Origin of the sequence: Clostridium sp. FP2, assembly GCF_011065955.2 — a bacterium.
Classification (GTDB): Bacteria; Bacillota; Clostridia; order Clostridiales; family Clostridiaceae; genus Clostridium_AD; species Clostridium_AD tagluense.
The window spans coordinates 1,090,872-1,109,436 of the sequence record NZ_JAAMNI020000001.1 but is presented as its reverse complement, the minus strand read 5'-3'; the positions used below and the strand labels follow the sequence as shown (position 1 = coordinate 1,109,436).

Here is an 18,565-nt window from a genome sequence, read left to right as displayed (position 1 = left end):
AAAGAAAATATATAGTTACATATTCTAGTTTTCATAGATTTCTAATAATCACCATGATTTCAAAATATATTATGAAAAAGAAGGGAAGCGTCAAAATGAATTTTTTTGTAAATTTAAGTGTAAGAAAAAAAATTATATTTGTATTTTCAGTGATTTGTATTTTTATGGTTTTAATAGGAGTAGAGGGTATATTAAGTTCTTCAAAAATAAGTAAAAATGGAAATAAAATGTACAGTAATAACTTAATATCTATTAGGGATTTAGAAGAAATGCGTGGTGGTATAAATGAAACTAATTCTAATATGCTAAAAATCATTTTTGAAAAAGATAGAAGTAATCTAGATAATCTTATAAAAACTATTGATGATTTAGGTAAAAAAGATGAAAAATATATGAGTGAATACGATAGTATAAATACAATATCAAAAAAAGAGGATAAAATTTATGATGATTTTAAAAATCACTTATTAAAATATAGGGAATCAAAAAGTAAGGTAATAGAACTTGTAAAATCTAATAATTATGATGAAGCAACTAAAATCTATAATTCAGATGTAGCTACACTTACAATTGCTATGCTTTCAAAACTACAAGAATGCATCGACATAAATGGGAAATCAGCTGAAAAGGAAAATTTAGATAACATAACTCAGTTTAACAGTGTTAAAAATTCTATTATAATTTATACAACTATAGCATTTTTAATTATAATTTTTATGGCATACATATTAAGTAAGAAAATAGTGGATCCATTAAACAAAATAAAAGATTTAGCTAGTAGGTTATCTTGCTACGATTTTTCAACTGCAATCACGATTACAATGAAAGACGAATTTGGACAAACAGCTATAGCTTTAAATGCTGCACAGGAAAACATGAGTAGCTTAGTAAAAATAATTATGGAAAATTCACAGGATTTAAGTGCTTCCTCAGAAGAGTTATCCGCAACTGTTGAAGAATTATCTTGCAAAACTGAAATTATTGATGAAGCAATAAATACTATTACTTCTGGTGCTCAACTTTCCAGTGTAGCCACAGAGGAAATAAGTGCCTCTGTTGAAGAAGTAGATTCAAGTATTAATGAACTAACTTCAAAAGCTATGGAAGGAAGTCATAATGCAAAACAGTCTAAAGAAAGAGCTATAAAAGTTCAAAGTAATAGTCAGAAAGCTTTAGAGGAGACTCGAAAAATATATGCTGAAAAACAAAATAAGATGTTAAAAGCAATTGAAGATGGAAAAGTAGTAGATAGTATAAAATTTATGGCAGATACCATCGGAAGTATAGCAGAGCAAACAAATTTACTTGCATTAAATGCTGCAATAGAGGCAGCAAGAGCAGGAGAAAACGGAAAAGGCTTTGCAGTGGTAGCAGACGAAGTAAGAAAGCTTGCAGAACAATCTTCACAAGCAGTAACAAGCATTCAAGAAACTATTGTGAAAGTTCATCAAGCATTTAAAAGCAGTATAGATACAGGTAGTGATATATTAAAGTTTATCAATACAGATGTACAAGCACAATTTGATGCTTATGTAGAAATAGGTAATCAGTATTATAATGATGCAGATCTTGTAAGTAAAATATCCGAGGAAATTACTTCTATGTCTGGGAGTATTACTGTTACAGTTGGGCAAGTAAGTGAATCTATTCAAAACATGGCCCAGACATCACAAAAATCAAGCGAACAATCAGAAACAATAAAAGAGAGCATAGATGAAACTACAGCTGCTATACAACAAGTTGCATCAACAGCACAAGGACAAGCAGAACTTTCTCAAAAGCTTACTGAGGTAATTCAAAAGTTTAAAATATAATTTGTTATTTTGTGTTTTTTATCCATTGCATTTATGGATATTAGCAATAATGAAATTTGCATTGAAGTGTGCTAAAGTGTAGACAAATCTAGCTACATTTCCATCCTGGACTTATAAGTCCAGGATTTCATTTTGATTTCCGGTTCAAAGTTAGGTGTGCTTGCCTAACACTTTTTCCACAAACACCTCTATAAGTTCTGCATCAAATTGAGTACCTGCATATTTTTGTAATTCAGCAACTGCAATTTCTTCTGATAATGCACTGCGATAACTCCTTTCACTAGTCATTGCATCATAAGCATCTGCTATAGCTATTATTCTTGATTGAAGTGGTATTTTTTCGCCCTCTAGACCTTTAGGATACCCACTACCATCCAACTTTTCATGATGTGCTAAGATATATTCTGCCATTTCAGACATGTCATTTACTGTGCTAAGTATTCTATATCCGATTTCAGGATGACGCTCAATTTCATCCCTTTCACCCTCATCAAGCTTACCAGGTTTATTAAGTATATTTTCATCTATAGCTATTTTTCCTATATCATGAAGTAAGCCAACGGTTTTAAGTTCATTAATTCCCACTTCATTTAGGCCAATAGCTCTACCCATACTTTCACATAGTGAGGATACTCTATGGGAGTGTTGCTCTTCCCCTTTGTTTTTTTCATGAAGAGTTTTAATAATAGTATTTATTGTTTTCCCCCTCATACTAGGCCCTTCAAATATCTTTCTCTTATACATATGGTCTTCAGCTTTTTTGAAAACTTCTTGAGTTTTTTCGCTCATACTATTCTTTGTTGCATATCCAAAAGAAACGGATATATCAACAGACCCTACTTTTTCCTCTTGGGCGATTGTCTGTATCTTCTTAATGATTTGCTCAGTTTCATAAATATCTGTTTTGCATAGTAGAATGACAAACTCATCTCCTCCAAGTCTAGCAACAATGTCAAAAGCTCTGCACCCCCTTAAAATAACTTCAGCAACCACCTTAAGCAAACCATCTCCAACAGCATGTCCAAATGAATCATTGACAAGCTTTAAGCCATTGACATCCGCCATAACAATAGTTAAAGGTAAGTTTTCTTCCAAATCTAGTCGTTCTACCTCTTTTTCAAAAAACCTTCTGTTATATAATCCTGTTAGTTGATCTTGGTACCCTAAAGATTCTAACTTTTGTTCCATTTGTTTTCGCTTAGTGATATCTCTAATAATGCCTACCACAGTATTATTCCTACTTCCCACCAATCTAGCTTCAAAATCTCTCCTACAACCTTCTATATTTAAACAATATTCAATTGTCTTAACTTTTTCTATTATATAATCCTGATTAATTAAAAAATTAATTTGCATACATATCTCACTAGGCAATATGTCATAAACATTTTTATTTATATAATTTTCCTTATTAAAATATTTGATTTTCTCTTCCATTGAATTATAATCAATGATTTTGCCATCCCTATTAACCAAAATAAACATATCTGGAACAGCTTCTAAGAGTGCTCTGCTTCTTGACTCACTATTTTTTAGTTCTTCAATAGAATCATATAATTCTTTGGTCTTCTGTTTAACCTTGCGATGTAGTAATCTATTCCAAACAATAAGTAACAATGCAAATAAAATAATACCTATTATCCCTAATGCACCGAACTTAAAAATCTTACTCTTATAAAAATTTGATTCTGTTTTCCCAAACCATTTTTCATCAATTGACTTATATTCAGCTTTTGATATGGTAGAAAACCCTTCATTTATAACATTTAGAATATTTGTGTCACCTTTTTTTACTGCTCTATAAAATTCACTTGTGTACAATGAACTTGAATAATTAAAATTATCTTGGATTTGCATCTTATATAAATAGTAAAGTCCTGGAGATTTACCCAAAACAAATATCACAAGTTTTTGCTTTTTAGCAGCTTTAACAATATCCTCTGCACTATTATATTCTATTATGTTTGTAATTCCGTTTTTCTTAAGAATATCGATACTATTATCACCTTTTTTTGCCCCTACAGTAAAGCCTTTTAAAGACTCTACATTAGTAATTCCTGAAATGTTCTTTTGAGAAAAAATTGGAACATCAATAGTTGCATAAGGCTCCGTATAATCAAATGCCTTTTCTCTTTTCACATTATAAGAAATTGTATCAATAACATCAAATTCACTATTGTTCATGGCTGAGTATGCTTTACTCCATTCCATGCCAGTGATTACAGGTTTTATTCCCGTTTTGGCCTGGAAAAGTTTCCATTGATCAATAGTTATACCTTGCAAATTTCCGTCACTATCTCGAAAAGAGTAAGGTGGATAATTATCATCCATTACAACACTTATGCTCTTAATGTTCTCAGAATTAGCATATATTTCAGAGGTACTTAAAATAAAAAATGATGCAAACAATATAGCGATAAAGTAATATTTCCTTCTGCTTTTAATCATGTTCACCTCACTAGCTCTATATTTTATTTTTTTTATTATAATAATAAATATAGTAATAACAACCTCCTTATTGTTATATTTTACTACCTATTACGCATATTTTCAATTAATTATTACAAGATTATTGTGAATAAATTGAATTTATACATCATTCTTTTTATTCTGATTTTTACTTGTTTTTAACTAACCCTCACACCACTACAATTAAGCTTTCTTGGTTTACAGAACCTTTCCACTCTTGCTATTCACGGCTGTTTAGCTAAAAAAATATGCATATCTAAAGGAAGTTCACAATATAAATTTATTATGAATTGTTTATTTTTCTATCTTATAAGCTTTAAAACATACGTTTATTTTAGTATACTATCTATTATACACCTTAGTGAGGAGAGGATAATTTATGTATTGTTCTAAATGTGGCTATAAATTAGAAGATGGCACGAATTTTTGCAGAAAATGTGGTAGTAAAAATATATATAATAATTCAATACCTGCTGAAAAAAAACCAAGCTTAGATTTTAATACTTCTTCAAAAGAAATTAATACTAAACAAACTAATTCAAAAATAATTAGTACTAAATCCACTAAACCAAAAGTTTTTATAATACTTGGTGTTTTAATACTCCTTTTATCTGTAGGCTTTGGTAGCTATTACATTTCAGTTTCAAAATTTTTCTCTGATAGTTCTAAAAAATCGGAGAAGACAACCACAAAAAATAAGATTACACCTACTGATACTAGCACTAAAAAAGATGCTAATATAAAACCAACTGTTTCTGCAACTGCAGATAAAACAGATATAAGTAACCTCAATTCCCCGGATTATTATATTTTCCCTAAAAGTGCAAGTGAAAATCTAATAGAATCTGATGTTTCTAAATTAATCAAAGAAAACTTAACCTTGGCTAGAAATGAAATCTATGCTAGACATGGGTTTGTATTTAAGGCTGAACAATTTAAGAGTTATTTCGAAAAAAAATCTTGGTATAAACCAAATCCTAACTTTCAAGGCTCTGATGGAGAATTAACCGATATAGAAATGCATAACATACAATTAATTTCAAAATATGAAAAATAACTACCCTAGGGGCTGATATGATATCAGTCCCTTAAATTTATTTATATGCTAAATGCCTTTTATCTTTTCAAAATCTTGCTTTTATAATATAAAAACTTATCAAAGGAAAGTATCTTAAACATAAATAATACTGAAATATATCCCATATATATAATTGTTTTGTAAATTATATTGATAAATATATTACCAAACCCTATCATACTTACAAAATAAACACCCAAACATATTGCCATATTCGTAATAATAACATTCCAATGCCATTTTATATAATAGCATTTTTGTGCAACAATATAGGTGGCAATAGACGAAAATAAATATGCTACTAGCGTTGTATATGCCGCTGCATACATCCCATACTTAGGAACTAATATAAAGTTAAGTACTATATTAATAACTGCTGATATAGCTGTTACCGTTGCTAAAAACTTAGTCTTTTTAGCATAAAATATACTATTCACACTCATAAAATAGTATCCATGAACAACTGAAACTAATGCAATTATAGGTATTATCTTATATGCTACGATGTAAGCATTACTGTGAGCCAACAATGTAATTATTTCTTTGGCAAACATAGCAATGCCTAGACCTAATGATAGTATTAACACTGAATAATATTTTAATATATCTTCGAATATTGTTTTAGCATTTTCATCCTCATCTATAGTTTTAAAGAAAAATGGCACATATGCCTTATTTATTGCTCCAATTAAGAAATCTAGTAATGAACCTATTTGATATGCTAGTCCATAAATAGCTACCTCTGCAAGCTCTCTGTATCTTTGAATAAACCACCTATCCGAAGCATTAATAACCCATCCACCAATAGCATGTGGAATAAGAGGAATACCATACTTTAAGCTTTCTTTTAAAATAGGCAAGGAAAATTTAAATTTTAAATCTTTAAATGTTAATACCAAATATATTGTTGCAAATACAAAATTACAAAGTATATATCCCTTTATATTTCCTTCTGCTCCTTGTTTTAAGAAAACTATAAAATAGATACAAAAACTTACATTTAAAAGTGTGGTTAATATGTTGAATATACCAAATCTTAATGCTTGTTCTTTCATTCTGAAAAGGGTTAAGGGCATTATAGTAAACGTTGAAAAAAAACAATTTATAATCATTAATTTAAAGAATGGGTCAAAGGGTATATTCTTAAATATTAACTTGCACAATCCTTGTCCAAATATAATTAAACCGGCACTTAATATCAAAGTATATGCAAATAAAAATATCCATAAAGTACTAATAAGTACTTTTTGCTTTTCCTCATCTTTATCACTGTAATAAAATCGATTTAGCGCTGCATCTAATCCCAATAAATAGAAAGTAGAAAATATAGATGTAATAGGCATTATAGTATCCATTATTCCCTTTTGGCTCATACTTAAATACGCCTCATTTGTATATATTTGAATCATAAAAACTGAAATTAATCTTGGCAATAAATCTCCAATAGTATATATTGCAGAATTTTTAATAAGTTTGCTTTTTCTCATAAGTATACCCCCATTGGTCGTATTTCCATTATGCTAGTTAGTTGTTTCTGAGGATGCCTTAATCTCAAGAAAACATAAAAAAAGCTGCATATGGACAGCATTTCATATGCAGTGTTAATTATACTCCTTAACAGGATTATATTGTATACTTTTCTATAAATTATAACCATTTAATGTCCTATTTATTTCTTTTCCCAATAGACACTCTACCACTATATTTTTTAGTTGCCTCTATAACTGCTTTTATATTTTCAATTGGAGCGCCACTAGGAATATCACATCCTGTTCCAATTATATACCCTTTTGGACTATCCGCTGCCTTTTGTATACAGTTTTTAACCTCTCTATACACATCCTCAACTGTTCCATCTCTTATGACAGAAACAGGATCAATATTCCCAACTAAACACATCTTGTTCCCTAGTACATTTTTCACTTCTTCTATATCTTCACAATTATCAACACTAAAAGCCGATATATTCAGATCACCTGATACTCCCACGCCTAAAGGCATGGGGTTCTTAAATACATTATCTTCTCCTATACTCTCATTTATATGAAAACTATAAATTACAACATATAAGAACTAAATGACTTCTCTAAGACTTTTACTACCAATTGTCCCAATGGATAAATTAACGATAGTTTAAAGGCTCATATCAAAACCTTATTTTTTTTATATTCCCATACTTGGTATTTTCTTATTTTCACTACTTAATAATCTATTTATTTCTTTATCATGAAGCATTTTAAAATTACCGTATTCGCTGAAACACTTTTCTCTATCTATTTCTTCTAAATTTTCTTTTACATTCATTATTAAAAAACTAGAATATAAATCTCTTTGAATTTTAATTTCTTCATTATCTATATTAAATATGTTGAAACGTTCACTTAATTCTTTTTTATTATACTTCTCATCAAAATGGTTATACTGTGATGCTTTTATTTTATAAGTATTAACTTTATATAATTCAGTATTATTCCACTTTAATTTATTGTCTAATATAGTTAAAAGCATACTTGGTGCTTTATTCGCTAAAGACTTTCCAAATCTTTTTTTCTTATTAAATTTTCCTGTTTTTTCATTTACGGTAGTATTTTGGGAACGTTTTTGCAATCCTTTATAGTTCATTGTTTCCACTAATATCCTATCACCTAAACCCACTATTTTATTAGCTAAAATATTATGACTTTGCTTTCTTATATCAGCTTGTTTCCTTTGAATATCTCTTAATTCATTTTGCATTTTAATATACTTATTGGATTTAACCCATATTAATTTTACACCATGTTTTATTGTACCATTTTCATTAAAATTATTAGGATTGTTAATTCTCCTTTGTCTATCTAGTTTTCTTAATAATCTTCTTTTAATTGTTTCAATATTATTAATTTCGGGTGCTAATTCTAATAATTTAACATCATATTTTGAAGCAATTCCTATAGTTTGAGTTCCAATATCTATTCCAACATTGCCCTTCCCTATACTATTTTTAACTTCCCCAGTTTCTTTATTATATTTAACAGGAGGAATACCATCTAAAACTAATTGAATATAATATTTATATTTTCCACGAATAAATTTTCTAACTATTCTACAATATTTAACTTTGTTTAATAGCGAAATTTCTGCATATTCATCATTTTTATTTATAATCACATCTGTTTCTAATCCATTCCAAATTAATTTATTATCCCTAAATCTAATTCCTGTTTTATTGGATTTTCCTCTTAATTACTCCTTCTTTATCCAATAACTTTAATGCTAATGCTCTATTAGAGTTATCATTAGATACTGCAACTGTCATTCCATCTTTAATATCAGATATCTTCTTGACTTTATTCGAATATAACCCTATTTGAAGCCCCAAAAGATTTAGCTGCTCCTATTAAGCTAGGATTTACTTCTTTTAAACTACTTTTTATTAATCTAGCAATAAATGTTTATAAAATTCATCTTTAGTGATTTACTTCTACCATCATTTTTCAAATCATATATTTTAGCCCAATGAAAATCTAGAGTTTGTTTTTTTATAGCCTTCATTAAAAGTTAATAATTTTGCCACCCCATTGTCATTAAAATGTAATAGGCTATAGATATGGTATATTTATGATTGAATTTCAGATTTCACACAATAAAATATACATATTGGAGGCTACAATAATGAAAAAAATAAAAGAAGTTAAATTTAACAAAATTGCTGCACTAGCAATTATAGTATCAGTATCTGGTTCAGGTTCATCCGCTTATGCGCTTACTTCATCAAATAGTAAATCACAAAATACCAAAATTTTAAATGCGCAACATTATAAAAACAGTATCAATATTATAAATAAATTAGATAGTCTTGTTACTTCAGGAAGTATTAACCAATTTCAAAAAGCCGCTGTGATAAAATATCTTGTAACTTATAAACAAGCAATACCAAACCCAAGTATTGATAAGTTATCTACTACTGGAGAGGTTTCTAAAACAGATGAAGCTATTATAACCAATCTTTTTGCAAATTATAAAAATTCTATCTCAAAAGCTATTAAGGATAATTTTAGTTCTAGACTAAACAGCCTTATAGATTTAGGAACTATTACTGAGCTTCAGAAAAAAGAAATTATGAATTTATTTCCTACTTCTGAAGCTAGCACAGAGGGGCTTATAGATATTGATACCCTTGTTACAAATAAAATTATAAGTAAAAATCAAGAAATCACTATATTAAATAGCTTTACCTATTGTAAAAAATCCACCTCTAAAACTATTAATGATATTTTACTATCCAAACTTGATAAGTTAATTTCAATAGGAACTATCAATGGTGATCAAAGGAACGCGGTAATAAATCTTGCTAAAATTTCCAATGATGATTCACAAAAGCTAGAATTGCATAGAAGGCTAGATACCCTTGTTGCTGTAGGCACAATAACTAAAGACAATGAAACCAAAATAATAAATGCTTTACTTTAAAAATAAACAAAATATTGTGTTGACATATATAGGGATAGATGATATTATAATTTATATTAATGAAACGTTTTCATTAATGACAATCTATGCAGATGTGGCGGAATTGGCAGACGCACTAGACTTAGGATCTAGCGCTTTACGGCGTGCAGGTTCAATTCCTGTCATCTGCACCAAAAAAGCATTCATTTTATGAGTGCTTTTTTTATTTCTCAAAATTTACTACATATATGATGAAGCCTTTGAATATTTAAGAAATCCCTTATCCATGTTTAGCTCTATCATTCCTGTTTCATTTAAATATTCAACATAAGACCTTAACATTCTTACTATTATAGTATATCTATATTTGCTTTTTACATGAATATTAAAATTTTCAATAACAGCCTTAAGGATGTCTTCCATTGTCATAGAACCCTCAATGACAGTATATATTCTTGAAGCCCTGCCCTTATAAAAGTTTATATTATCAGTTATCAGTTCTGTAATATCATCGTACATACCTTTGTGCGCCACCACATACTTGCTATATTTTAAGTCATAAAGCTTTAATTTACTTTTCAAATCCTCACTGAGTATATAAGCGTAGGGCATTTTAGCACCCCTCATTACTTCATAACTTATAAGAGTGTCCCCTAGATATGCAACATCATCAGGGGTAGTAATGCATATATGTGCTGGACTGTGTCCTGGTGTATGTATAATCTTAAATTTAATATCCCGAACAGTTATGCTATCTTGGTTATCCGAAATCATAATGTCCGTTTCACAAACCATATGTCCAAAATGCTCTGTAACTTCGGATAATGTTTGGATATTATAATAAAGTTTGAGATTCACTGTCGAACTGCAAATAAGAGCTTCATAGGCTGGCATAGCTATAATACAGTTATATTTTTTCTTCAAATATGCATTATTTCCTACATGATCTATATGTGCATGACTACATATTATAGCCGCTACCTTAAACTTATTTTTTTCCAAAAGCTTATCTATTCCTTCTCTTTCACCTTCTGCCCACCCTGAATCCAACATAATAATTTCTTCATTATTAATTTTATAAAAAGGTATATATGTCATTCCAGTATCGATACAAAATGTATTTCCCTTTATTTCTTTTATTTCCATGTATTATATTTAGCGAGATAGTGTGCTATTAGTACACAAAAACACCAAATAGTCACTTCCTTTCTTTTCTTATTATTAACGTACATTTTCTTTTTTTAAGCAAAACTCATTTATGACAAACATTAACAATAAATTTTAAATCTCACGTTTTGTATTTCTATAATACAATATAAGATGGATTAATACCATCAGAAAATTTATAATCAAGGCCAATTGGCTTTTTTTGTAGTTTTTAAGCAAAACCATACACTTTAATATATATGTATAATTTTCAGACAGTTTTACAAAAGTGATTGTACCCAATATTTATAGTTAGATTTATACTGCTCTTATAGCAAGTTGACAACTTGGTAAATTATAAAATTTGTTTAGGCTCATAGCTTATGACATAATTTTTCAAATGGAGGGGTTTAAAATGAAATTTAATTTTGATCAAACTATTGATGTTGAAAAAACAAATGCTTACATGGTTGGTGCTGGACTTGCATCGATGGCGGCTGCAATATATTTAATTAGAGATGGACATGTACCAGGTAAAAATATTCATATATATGAAGAATTAAATATAACAGGTGGTAGTATGGATGGAAATGGTGATGCTGAGCATGGTTATGTAATCCGTGGTGGAAGAATGTTTGATAGGGAAGCTTATGCTTGTACTTTTGGAATAATGGAAAGTATACCTTCATTAACCGATCCTAAAGTTTCAATATTGGATGAATTTAATGCTTTTAACAAAAAAATTCATACCTCTGCAAAGGCAAGATTAATAGATAATGATGCTAAAATAACCGATGTATCAACTTTAGGGTTTGTTCGCGCTGATAGACTTGCATTAATGGATATAATTGTAAACTCAGAAGATTCTTTGGGCACAAAAACTATTCAAGAGTGTTTCCCAGACTCATTTTTCAAAACAAATTTTTGGCTTCAGTGGACTACACTCTTTGCATTTGAGACTTGGCACAGTGCTGTAGAATTGAAGAGATATATTCATAGATTTATTCAAGAATTACCACGTTTAAAAGATTTATCTGGAATTCGCCGTACACCATACAATCAATATGATTCAATGTTATTACCTATGACAGAATGGTTAAAGTCACAAGGTGTTAATTTTGAATTAAACTGTAGAGTAACTGATTTAGAATTTAAGCCATCAGATACTGAAACTACAGTTACAGCATTCAAATGTGTTAAAAACGGGAAAGAAACTAGAATAGAAATTGGAAATAAGGATTTTGCTTTTGTTACTATTGGTTCTTTAACTGCTGGTACAAGCCTTGGATCTATGACTACACCAGCAAAAATTAATGACAAACATGTAGGTGGAGCATGGGAGCTTTGGGAGAAAATAGCCAAGGGACGTCCTGAGTTTGGTAAACCACAGGTTTTTGATGACCGTGTGGAAGAATCAATGTGGGAGTCTTTCACAGTTACCCTTAAAGACCCAACAATGTTTAAGAAAATAGTAGAATTCTCAGGAAATGAACCTGGTACTGGTGCTCATATGACATTTAGAGATTCCTCATGGCTTATGACAATAGTTTTACACAATCAACCACATTTTCTTAGTCAACCTGATACTGTACAAATTATCTGGGGATATTCACTGTTCCCATATGCAAAGGGTGATTTCGTAAAGAAGAGAATGGTAGATTGTACTGGTGAGGAAATATTAACTGAGGTATTATATCACCTAAACTTTAAAGATGATATGAAGAAGATTCTTAAAACATCTATTTGCATTCCATGTATATTACCTTTTACAACGGCACAATTTTTAACTAGAGCAAAGGGTGATAGACCAGCAAACATACCTGAAGGTTCAACTAACTTAGCATTACTTGGACAGTTCTGTGAAATAAAAGATGATGTAGTATTTACTATGGATTATTCCGTAAGAGGTGCACAAATTGCTGTTTATAAATTCCTAAATCTAAATAAAAGACTAACCCCTATTTATAAAGGACAGCATGATGTTCGCGTACTACTTAATTCCGCACTTGAAATGATGAAGGATGGTAACCTACGTGAAGAACTAGCTGCAATAAAATCATTACTAAAATAATTTAAATAATGCTACGATCTTAATTGGCAACAAATTGTTTAAATTAGTTAAATATACATCAATTGAAAAAGGATTAATCCGATAATTCGGATTAATCCTTTAATTTTCCAACCAATGACACCAGTTCTTCCATACTATCTACAATATAATCAGGCTCATACTTAAGGAGAAGCTCCATAGGTAGTGCACTCCACCCAACAAGCACAGAGGTAATCCCTGCATTCTTTCCACATAAGATATCATAAGGACTATCACCCACAATCAATGTCTCCTCAGGTTTTCCTCCCAATTGCTTTAAAGCCATAAATGCTGGAGTAGGATCTGGCTTATGTACATCTGTATTATCTGCTCCTACAATACTTTCAAAATAATCTTTAAGTCCAAAATGGTTTAATCCCCTCAGGGCAGAATCATTTAAACGCGAAGTTACTATTCCAAGCTTATAACCTTGCTTATGAAGCTCTATTACTCCTTCCTTTATTCCACTGTGTATGGTAATTAGCTTTTCGAAATTTTCAATTTGGAAGCTTCTATATGTTTTAATAGCTTCTTCACCAGCCGCACCAAATTCCCTATCTAATGTAATTTTTAAAATTTCTCCAAAGTTTTTAATGATTTTCTCTTTATCCACCTGTTTATTCAAGTGCCTTTGATAAGTATGTTGAAATGATTGTATAATTAATTCATTAGTATCTAACAGCGTCCCATCTAAATCAAATAAAATATTCCGAATAGCCATAAATTTTTCTCCTTATTAACTCCAGTAGCAGAGTTACTATGATATTTTTAAATCACTTATTTACAATAACAATTAGTTTCTAAACTTACTTCATTATATCGTTTTTTCTTACCATATGCACTATTTACCTAAATTCAACCACAGCACTTTTATTTTTAACTTTTCTAATCTTTATATAGTATTAATTATTATTTAAAAATAACTCTTTACAAGTATCTATTTCCATGTTATTATTACTTTATAAACAAAGTAACAAAATTTAAAACCAGTATAACAAGTGGAAGTGATTCCACTTAGATATTAACTTTCATTAGATAAACTAAAAAATTTGCTAATAGAAAGGGGATAGTCCAATGGTTCAAATTAAATTTTCAGAGTTTTTAGAGGGTAGTATACTTTTATAAGTAAAAGGTCTTTAAGATATGTAATAAGACAAAGAAAAATACTTTAATTGAAAAACAGTTACTATACTCGACATAGTTCAAAATTAAATATATCATATATTAAAAAGGAGTTCATAAATTGAACTCCTTTTTTAGGTAGTCGCTACTACCACACTACACAAATTATGCTTTAATCCACTCAATTCTATATTCATTCAAACTATTACTCCACTCCTAACTTGTGCTAAAAATGAGTGGGGTTTTAAAGCTGAATATGATTTGGCAAAAATGACTACTGATATTCTTGAAAAATTAAGTGCTAAAGGAATTGGCGCTAAATAATATTTAAAAATAAGGCACATGAAAATAGACTAGTCTACTGACTTGTTATTTTCATGTGCCTTATAAGTTGTTATAAAATATTAAAAAAATTTATCTTGCAAGAAGTTCAAATGTACATTTATAAATATTAAGGCCGCATATCTTCAGAGGAACTTGCAAAGACTATTAATGATAAATTTATTCAATATTTATTTAAGAAGTTCTATAACCCTAAATTAATAAAAAGGTACATTAAAATAACATGTAAGGGAGGAAATTGAATTGGGAAAAAGCACATTAAAAAAAGAAATTGGCCTCTTAGCAGCAAGTGCAGTTGTTATAGGCATGGTTATAGGTTCAGGAGTATTCTTTAAACCTACAGCTATTTATACTGCAACGGGAGCACCAGGCCTGGGAATGATTGCATGGATTATCGGAGGATTAATAACTATAGCTGGAGGACTTACAGCAGCCGAAGTGGCAGCTGCAATACCTAAAACTGGTGGAATGATAGTTTGGCTCGAGGAAACATATGGAGAAGTTTGGGGATTCCTATTAGGTTGGGTTGAAACAGTTATATCTTTCCCAGCCAATATAGCTGCACTCGGAATAATATTTGCAACCCAAGCGGTTTCATTGTTAGGCTTGGGTGATGAAATGTTAATTATAATAGCAATAATAAGCATTATATTTTTAATAGTTATGAATTGTTTAGGCGCAAAAGTTGGTGGAAATATTCAAACTGTATTTACAATAGGTAAAATGGTTCCTATACTTGCAATTATCGTTTTTGGATTTATTAATGGTAATGGTGGAGTAGTAAGGTTATTTCCAGTGTCAGTTGCTACCCATCCAATAGCTACAAGTTTGGGGTCAGCACTTTTAGCAACCATGTTTGCTTATGATGGTTGGATACACGTTGGAAATATAGCAGGTGAATTAAAAAATCCAAAAAAAGATTTACCAAAAGCAATTATTGGTGGACTGTTATTTGTAATGGCTGCCTACATATTGATTAATATGGCGTATCTATTTGTATTACCCGCATCTGCACTTGCAGCAACAAAAACACCTGCTACAGATGTAGCAACATTACTTTTTGGAGCAGCTGGTGGAAAAGTTATTACCGTTGGAATTTTGGTATCAATATTCGGAACTTTAAATGGTAATATACTAACAGGAATGAGAGTTCCATATGCTTTGGCACTAGAAAATAAATTACCGTGGAGTAAATGGTTATCAAAATTAACTCCTAAAACTAGTACTCCAATCAACTCTGGTATTTTAATTGGAGTTATCGCAATAGTAATGACATTATCAGGAAATTTTAATCAATTAACAGATTTGTTAGTATTTGTACTTTGGATTTTCTATGTCATGACATTTATTGCAGTAATGGTTCTTAGGAAGAAGAAACCAGATCTTATAAGACCTTATAAAGTACCTCTTTATCCTGTAATTCCCATTATAGCTATAGTAGGAGGACTTTATATAATAATAAATACCATGTTTACTCAACCTCTTAATGCAGGATTAGGTCTTGTAGTTACAGCAATAGGATTACCTATATATTATATGAGAAAAAATAAAACTGCTAAATAAAATATAGAAGCCTAAATCTCAATTCGCAGTGAATTAAAATTTAGGCTCATATTATATTTAATTTAATTTTTTTAAGTTTATTTAAAAGTCCATTTTATATTTCAGCCAATTGGTCTAAAAAATTTGGAATTCCATCTTTAAGAATATGATGATATACTTTTAAAATGTCATCTAATTCCGCTGGATTTGCACCCAGTAGAAATTGCATAACAATGCCATCTATTGCTCCAATAAGAAGGGATGACAATGCCTTACTGTATTTAGTAGGTACTTTCCCATACATATGCTGCATTAATTCATCTGTCCTACTTACCCATTCCTGATATTTATCCTTGAATTTTTCTTTAAGTTCAGAGTTGCCCTGAATGGCTTCCTGAGCTAGATATAACTGAATACGATTTTCATCAGTCTTTTCAAATCGTTTAACTATATTTTCAAAAATTTCTTCGATGAGCTCCTCACTACTGCGTTTTACTCCCTTGGATTTCTCAGCTATGCGCAGTGTTTCAGAAAGGTTCTCATCCATTACTTCATAAAGAATATCTTCTTTGCTACTGTAATAATGGTATATAGCCCCAGTACTAAGACCTGCCTCTTCAGCAATACCTCGCATGGTGGCACCCGCTATACCACTTCGACTAATGACACACTTAGCCGCCTGAATAATACGTGATTTCCCCTCTATTGACATGTGCTTTACACCCCCAAGCCTATTGTTTCCCATCCAATTATAACATATTTCTTACATTCCATCTTTTCTAAAAAAACGCAAAACTTGCTCACATTTTATAATGTGTAATTTTTTCACAGTTATATATTGACAATCGCATAAATGGTGCTATACTAATTATTATACCGAACACTTGTTATGTTATGCTTTACATCTTAAACAATACAACTGCATTATTTATCTTAGGGACATGAAAATAGACTAGCATACTGACTTGTTGTTTATTTCAATGTCCCTCACTTCACAGATTACTAAATATTAGTATTCTGTGTATTTTGTGATTTGATGAAAAAAAGGGGGGCATTATTATGAACATTCCTGTATGGAAGTATGTACTTTCCATGGCTTCGTATTTTACATTACTCATATTTATAGTAGGTTGCATGCGCAAATACTGCAAGTTTTCAAACTGGTTCTGGCTTGCATCACTATTAACTTTTCCGATTTGGCTTATGTCAGGAGGCGTAGTAGGTTGGTTTCGTTGGTTTAAAATTATAAGCGTTATAATTCCAACCATATTTTTAGGATTTTCTAGAGTTGCCCACTATGAAAAGAGGCAGGGCAAATTTTGGACAGCACTGCAAAAAGACTGGGTGCTTTGGGTCCTCTTTGGTGTTCTATTCCTTAATATCATGGAAGCCACTGTGAAAGATCTACAAACAGGAAACTACTTCAACTCACTCTGTGGTTTCTTACTTTGCGTAACTATGCCCTATGCTCCAAAGTTTTGGAAGATATCTGCGGAGCATGGAGACCGTGGCGATCTAATCTCATACACTACAATTGCTTGGAACTTCCTATATACAACCTGGAATTTATGCTTCGTGTATGGTGAAAGTCATAGTTTCTTTGCAAGTTCAGTATGTATTCTAATGGCTGCAGAAATATATCCAATTATCAAAGGGCGTCCTGAACTTTACATTACTTCTAGGGTATACACATTGGCAACACATATGCTATTTCGCGCCTGCCTACCAAACCTATTCCCTGCAATAATGGATTCCTCAGCATGGTTCAATCCAAATGTCTTGAAATATTGGGGTATCATAAACGCAATATTGATTATACCTTATGTATTCTGGCACACTTGGCAGCTTCACACTGGAAAATCTGGGACCAGCTTTCGACGTGGTCAAGTTGAATCTGTAAGCTTCTAATTCTATAATCCCCCAACAAATTTTTTAACAAATAAAGGTGGCATTTTCTACGATAAAAATGATACAATACATTTCAGTATCTAAACGAAAGATAGAAAGGACAAAAAAGGATATTTTTTGTAGTTTATTGTATTATATTAAATATTGAATTAAATTTAAAATAGGTATATATTATACTTATACCATATATTTACATGTAGTTAATATTTTCACAATAGATTTAATACCTCCCTAATTATGGGACACCGCAGGAACAAATTTGGAGGGGGGTAAGAATTAAATGTCGGATAGTATCCAAATGTTCATGCTGTTTTGTATTACCTTAATAGCTGTTCTTTGTGTGACATCCGCAGTAATTTGTTTTTCTAAAGATAAAGTAAATTTTAATATAAAGGCTCGTACCAAATTACCAGATCAGTCTGAAACAGAGTTTGGTATCGAAGTGGCTAAAGACCCTGAAAAAATAAAATAGATAGTTAGGCGTACTATCTATTTTAAACTACTGATTCTTAATCTGTTGTGTCCTGCGGTATCTCTATCATATAGACTAAACAATTATATTGTATGTAATTTCAGTATAAAATGTGCATGTTTAAAAAATATTTATATTTCAACCTTAGTTAC

General features: G+C 30.4%; 14 protein-coding genes, 1 tRNA gene and 2 pseudogenes. 8 read left to right on the top strand and 9 right to left on the bottom strand.

Going from position 1 to position 18,565, the window contains the following annotated elements; all coding sequences use genetic code 11:
* The first annotated feature begins 95 nt into the window (after positions 1 to 95).
* Positions 96 to 1,814, top strand: coding sequence for a methyl-accepting chemotaxis protein (locus tag G9F71_RS05165; protein ID WP_164950100.1), 1,719 nt, complete (start codon positions 96 to 98; stop codon positions 1,812 to 1,814).
* Positions 1,815 to 1,964: 150 nt separating this feature from the next.
* Here G9F71_RS05165 and G9F71_RS05160 read toward each other — a convergent pair whose 3' ends face one another.
* Positions 1,965 to 4,262, bottom strand: coding sequence for an HD domain-containing phosphohydrolase (locus G9F71_RS05160; protein WP_164950101.1), 2,298 nt, complete (start codon positions 4,260 to 4,262; stop codon positions 1,965 to 1,967).
* A gap of 400 nt (positions 4,263 to 4,662) precedes the next feature.
* Between G9F71_RS05160 and G9F71_RS05155 the strand changes: the two genes are divergently transcribed.
* Positions 4,663 to 5,340, top strand: a complete 678-nt coding sequence (locus G9F71_RS05155; RefSeq protein WP_164950114.1) for a YARHG domain-containing protein — start codon at positions 4,663 to 4,665, stop codon at positions 5,338 to 5,340.
* A 59-nt stretch (positions 5,341 to 5,399) separates the two neighbouring features.
* On the opposite strand, the gene G9F71_RS05150 is transcribed toward G9F71_RS05155, so the two are convergent.
* The 5 genes and pseudogenes from G9F71_RS05150 to G9F71_RS05130 all read right to left on the bottom strand — a co-directional run.
* Entirely contained in the window at positions 5,400 to 6,848 is a 1,449-nt protein-coding gene (locus tag G9F71_RS05150) for a lipopolysaccharide biosynthesis protein (protein WP_164950102.1), read from the bottom strand.
* Positions 6,849 to 7,026: 178 nt separating this feature from the next.
* Complete coding sequence (locus G9F71_RS05145) at positions 7,027 to 7,362, bottom strand: uroporphyrinogen decarboxylase family protein (protein ID WP_224617448.1); 336 nt, start codon at positions 7,360 to 7,362, stop codon at positions 7,027 to 7,029.
* A 162-nt stretch (positions 7,363 to 7,524) separates the two neighbouring features.
* The gene (locus tag G9F71_RS05140; RefSeq protein ID WP_224626198.1) at positions 7,525 to 8,511 is read right to left on the bottom strand and encodes a hypothetical protein; all 987 of its coding nucleotides are present in this window, start codon (positions 8,509 to 8,511) and stop codon (positions 7,525 to 7,527) included.
* A 64-nt stretch (positions 8,512 to 8,575) separates the two neighbouring features.
* A pseudogene (locus G9F71_RS27725) lies at positions 8,576 to 8,725 on the bottom strand (MetQ/NlpA family ABC transporter substrate-binding protein); the annotation flags it as partial.
* Positions 8,694 to 8,792 (bottom strand): annotated as a pseudogene (locus tag G9F71_RS05130) (methionine ABC transporter permease); the annotation flags it as partial. The pseudogenes G9F71_RS27725 and G9F71_RS05130, both read right to left, overlap by 32 nt.
* A gap of 223 nt (positions 8,793 to 9,015) precedes the next feature.
* Between G9F71_RS05130 and G9F71_RS05125 the strand changes: the two are divergent.
* Complete coding sequence (locus tag G9F71_RS05125; protein WP_164947090.1) at positions 9,016 to 9,813, top strand: hypothetical protein; 798 nt, start codon at positions 9,016 to 9,018, stop codon at positions 9,811 to 9,813.
* An 88-nt stretch (positions 9,814 to 9,901) separates the two neighbouring features.
* A tRNA-Leu gene (locus G9F71_RS05120) sits at positions 9,902 to 9,986 on the top strand.
* A gap of 46 nt (positions 9,987 to 10,032) precedes the next feature.
* Here the strand turns inward: G9F71_RS05120 and G9F71_RS05115 are convergent.
* On the bottom strand, positions 10,033 to 10,938 hold the full coding sequence (locus G9F71_RS05115; protein WP_164952383.1) for an MBL fold metallo-hydrolase: 906 nt from the start codon (positions 10,936 to 10,938) through the stop codon (positions 10,033 to 10,035).
* Between the two features lie 415 nt (positions 10,939 to 11,353).
* On the opposite strand from G9F71_RS05115, the gene G9F71_RS05110 reads away from it, so the two are divergent.
* The gene (locus G9F71_RS05110) at positions 11,354 to 13,009 is read left to right on the top strand and encodes an oleate hydratase (RefSeq protein ID WP_164952384.1); all 1,656 of its coding nucleotides are present in this window, start codon (positions 11,354 to 11,356) and stop codon (positions 13,007 to 13,009) included.
* Between the two features lie 91 nt (positions 13,010 to 13,100).
* Here the strand turns inward: G9F71_RS05110 and ppaX are convergent, their stop codons facing one another.
* Complete coding sequence (gene ppaX / locus G9F71_RS05105; protein WP_164952385.1) at positions 13,101 to 13,748, bottom strand: pyrophosphatase PpaX; 648 nt, start codon at positions 13,746 to 13,748, stop codon at positions 13,101 to 13,103.
* Positions 13,749 to 14,734: 986 nt separating this feature from the next.
* On the opposite strand from ppaX, the gene G9F71_RS05100 reads away from it, so the two are divergent.
* Positions 14,735 to 16,054 (top strand): amino acid permease, encoded by a 1,320-nt coding sequence (locus G9F71_RS05100; RefSeq protein WP_164952386.1) that lies wholly within the window; start codon positions 14,735 to 14,737, stop codon positions 16,052 to 16,054.
* A gap of 94 nt (positions 16,055 to 16,148) precedes the next feature.
* Here the strand turns inward: G9F71_RS05100 and G9F71_RS05095 are convergent, their stop codons facing one another.
* Positions 16,149 to 16,745 carry a TetR/AcrR family transcriptional regulator gene (locus G9F71_RS05095; RefSeq protein ID WP_164952387.1) on the bottom strand — a complete coding sequence of 199 codons (597 nt, stop codon included), beginning with the start codon at positions 16,743 to 16,745 and terminating at the stop codon, positions 16,149 to 16,151.
* Between the two features lie 347 nt (positions 16,746 to 17,092).
* On the opposite strand from G9F71_RS05095, the gene G9F71_RS05090 reads away from it, so the two are divergent.
* Both G9F71_RS05090 and G9F71_RS05085 read left to right on the top strand, forming a co-directional pair.
* Positions 17,093 to 17,941 carry a hypothetical protein gene (locus G9F71_RS05090; protein WP_164952388.1) on the top strand — a complete coding sequence of 283 codons (849 nt, stop codon included), beginning with the start codon at positions 17,093 to 17,095 and terminating at the stop codon, positions 17,939 to 17,941.
* A gap of 280 nt (positions 17,942 to 18,221) precedes the next feature.
* Positions 18,222 to 18,413: a hypothetical protein gene (locus G9F71_RS05085; RefSeq protein WP_125003220.1), complete on the top strand. Its 192-nt coding sequence runs from the start codon at positions 18,222 to 18,224 to the stop codon at positions 18,411 to 18,413.
* Positions 18,414 to 18,565: the final 152 nt, after the last annotated feature.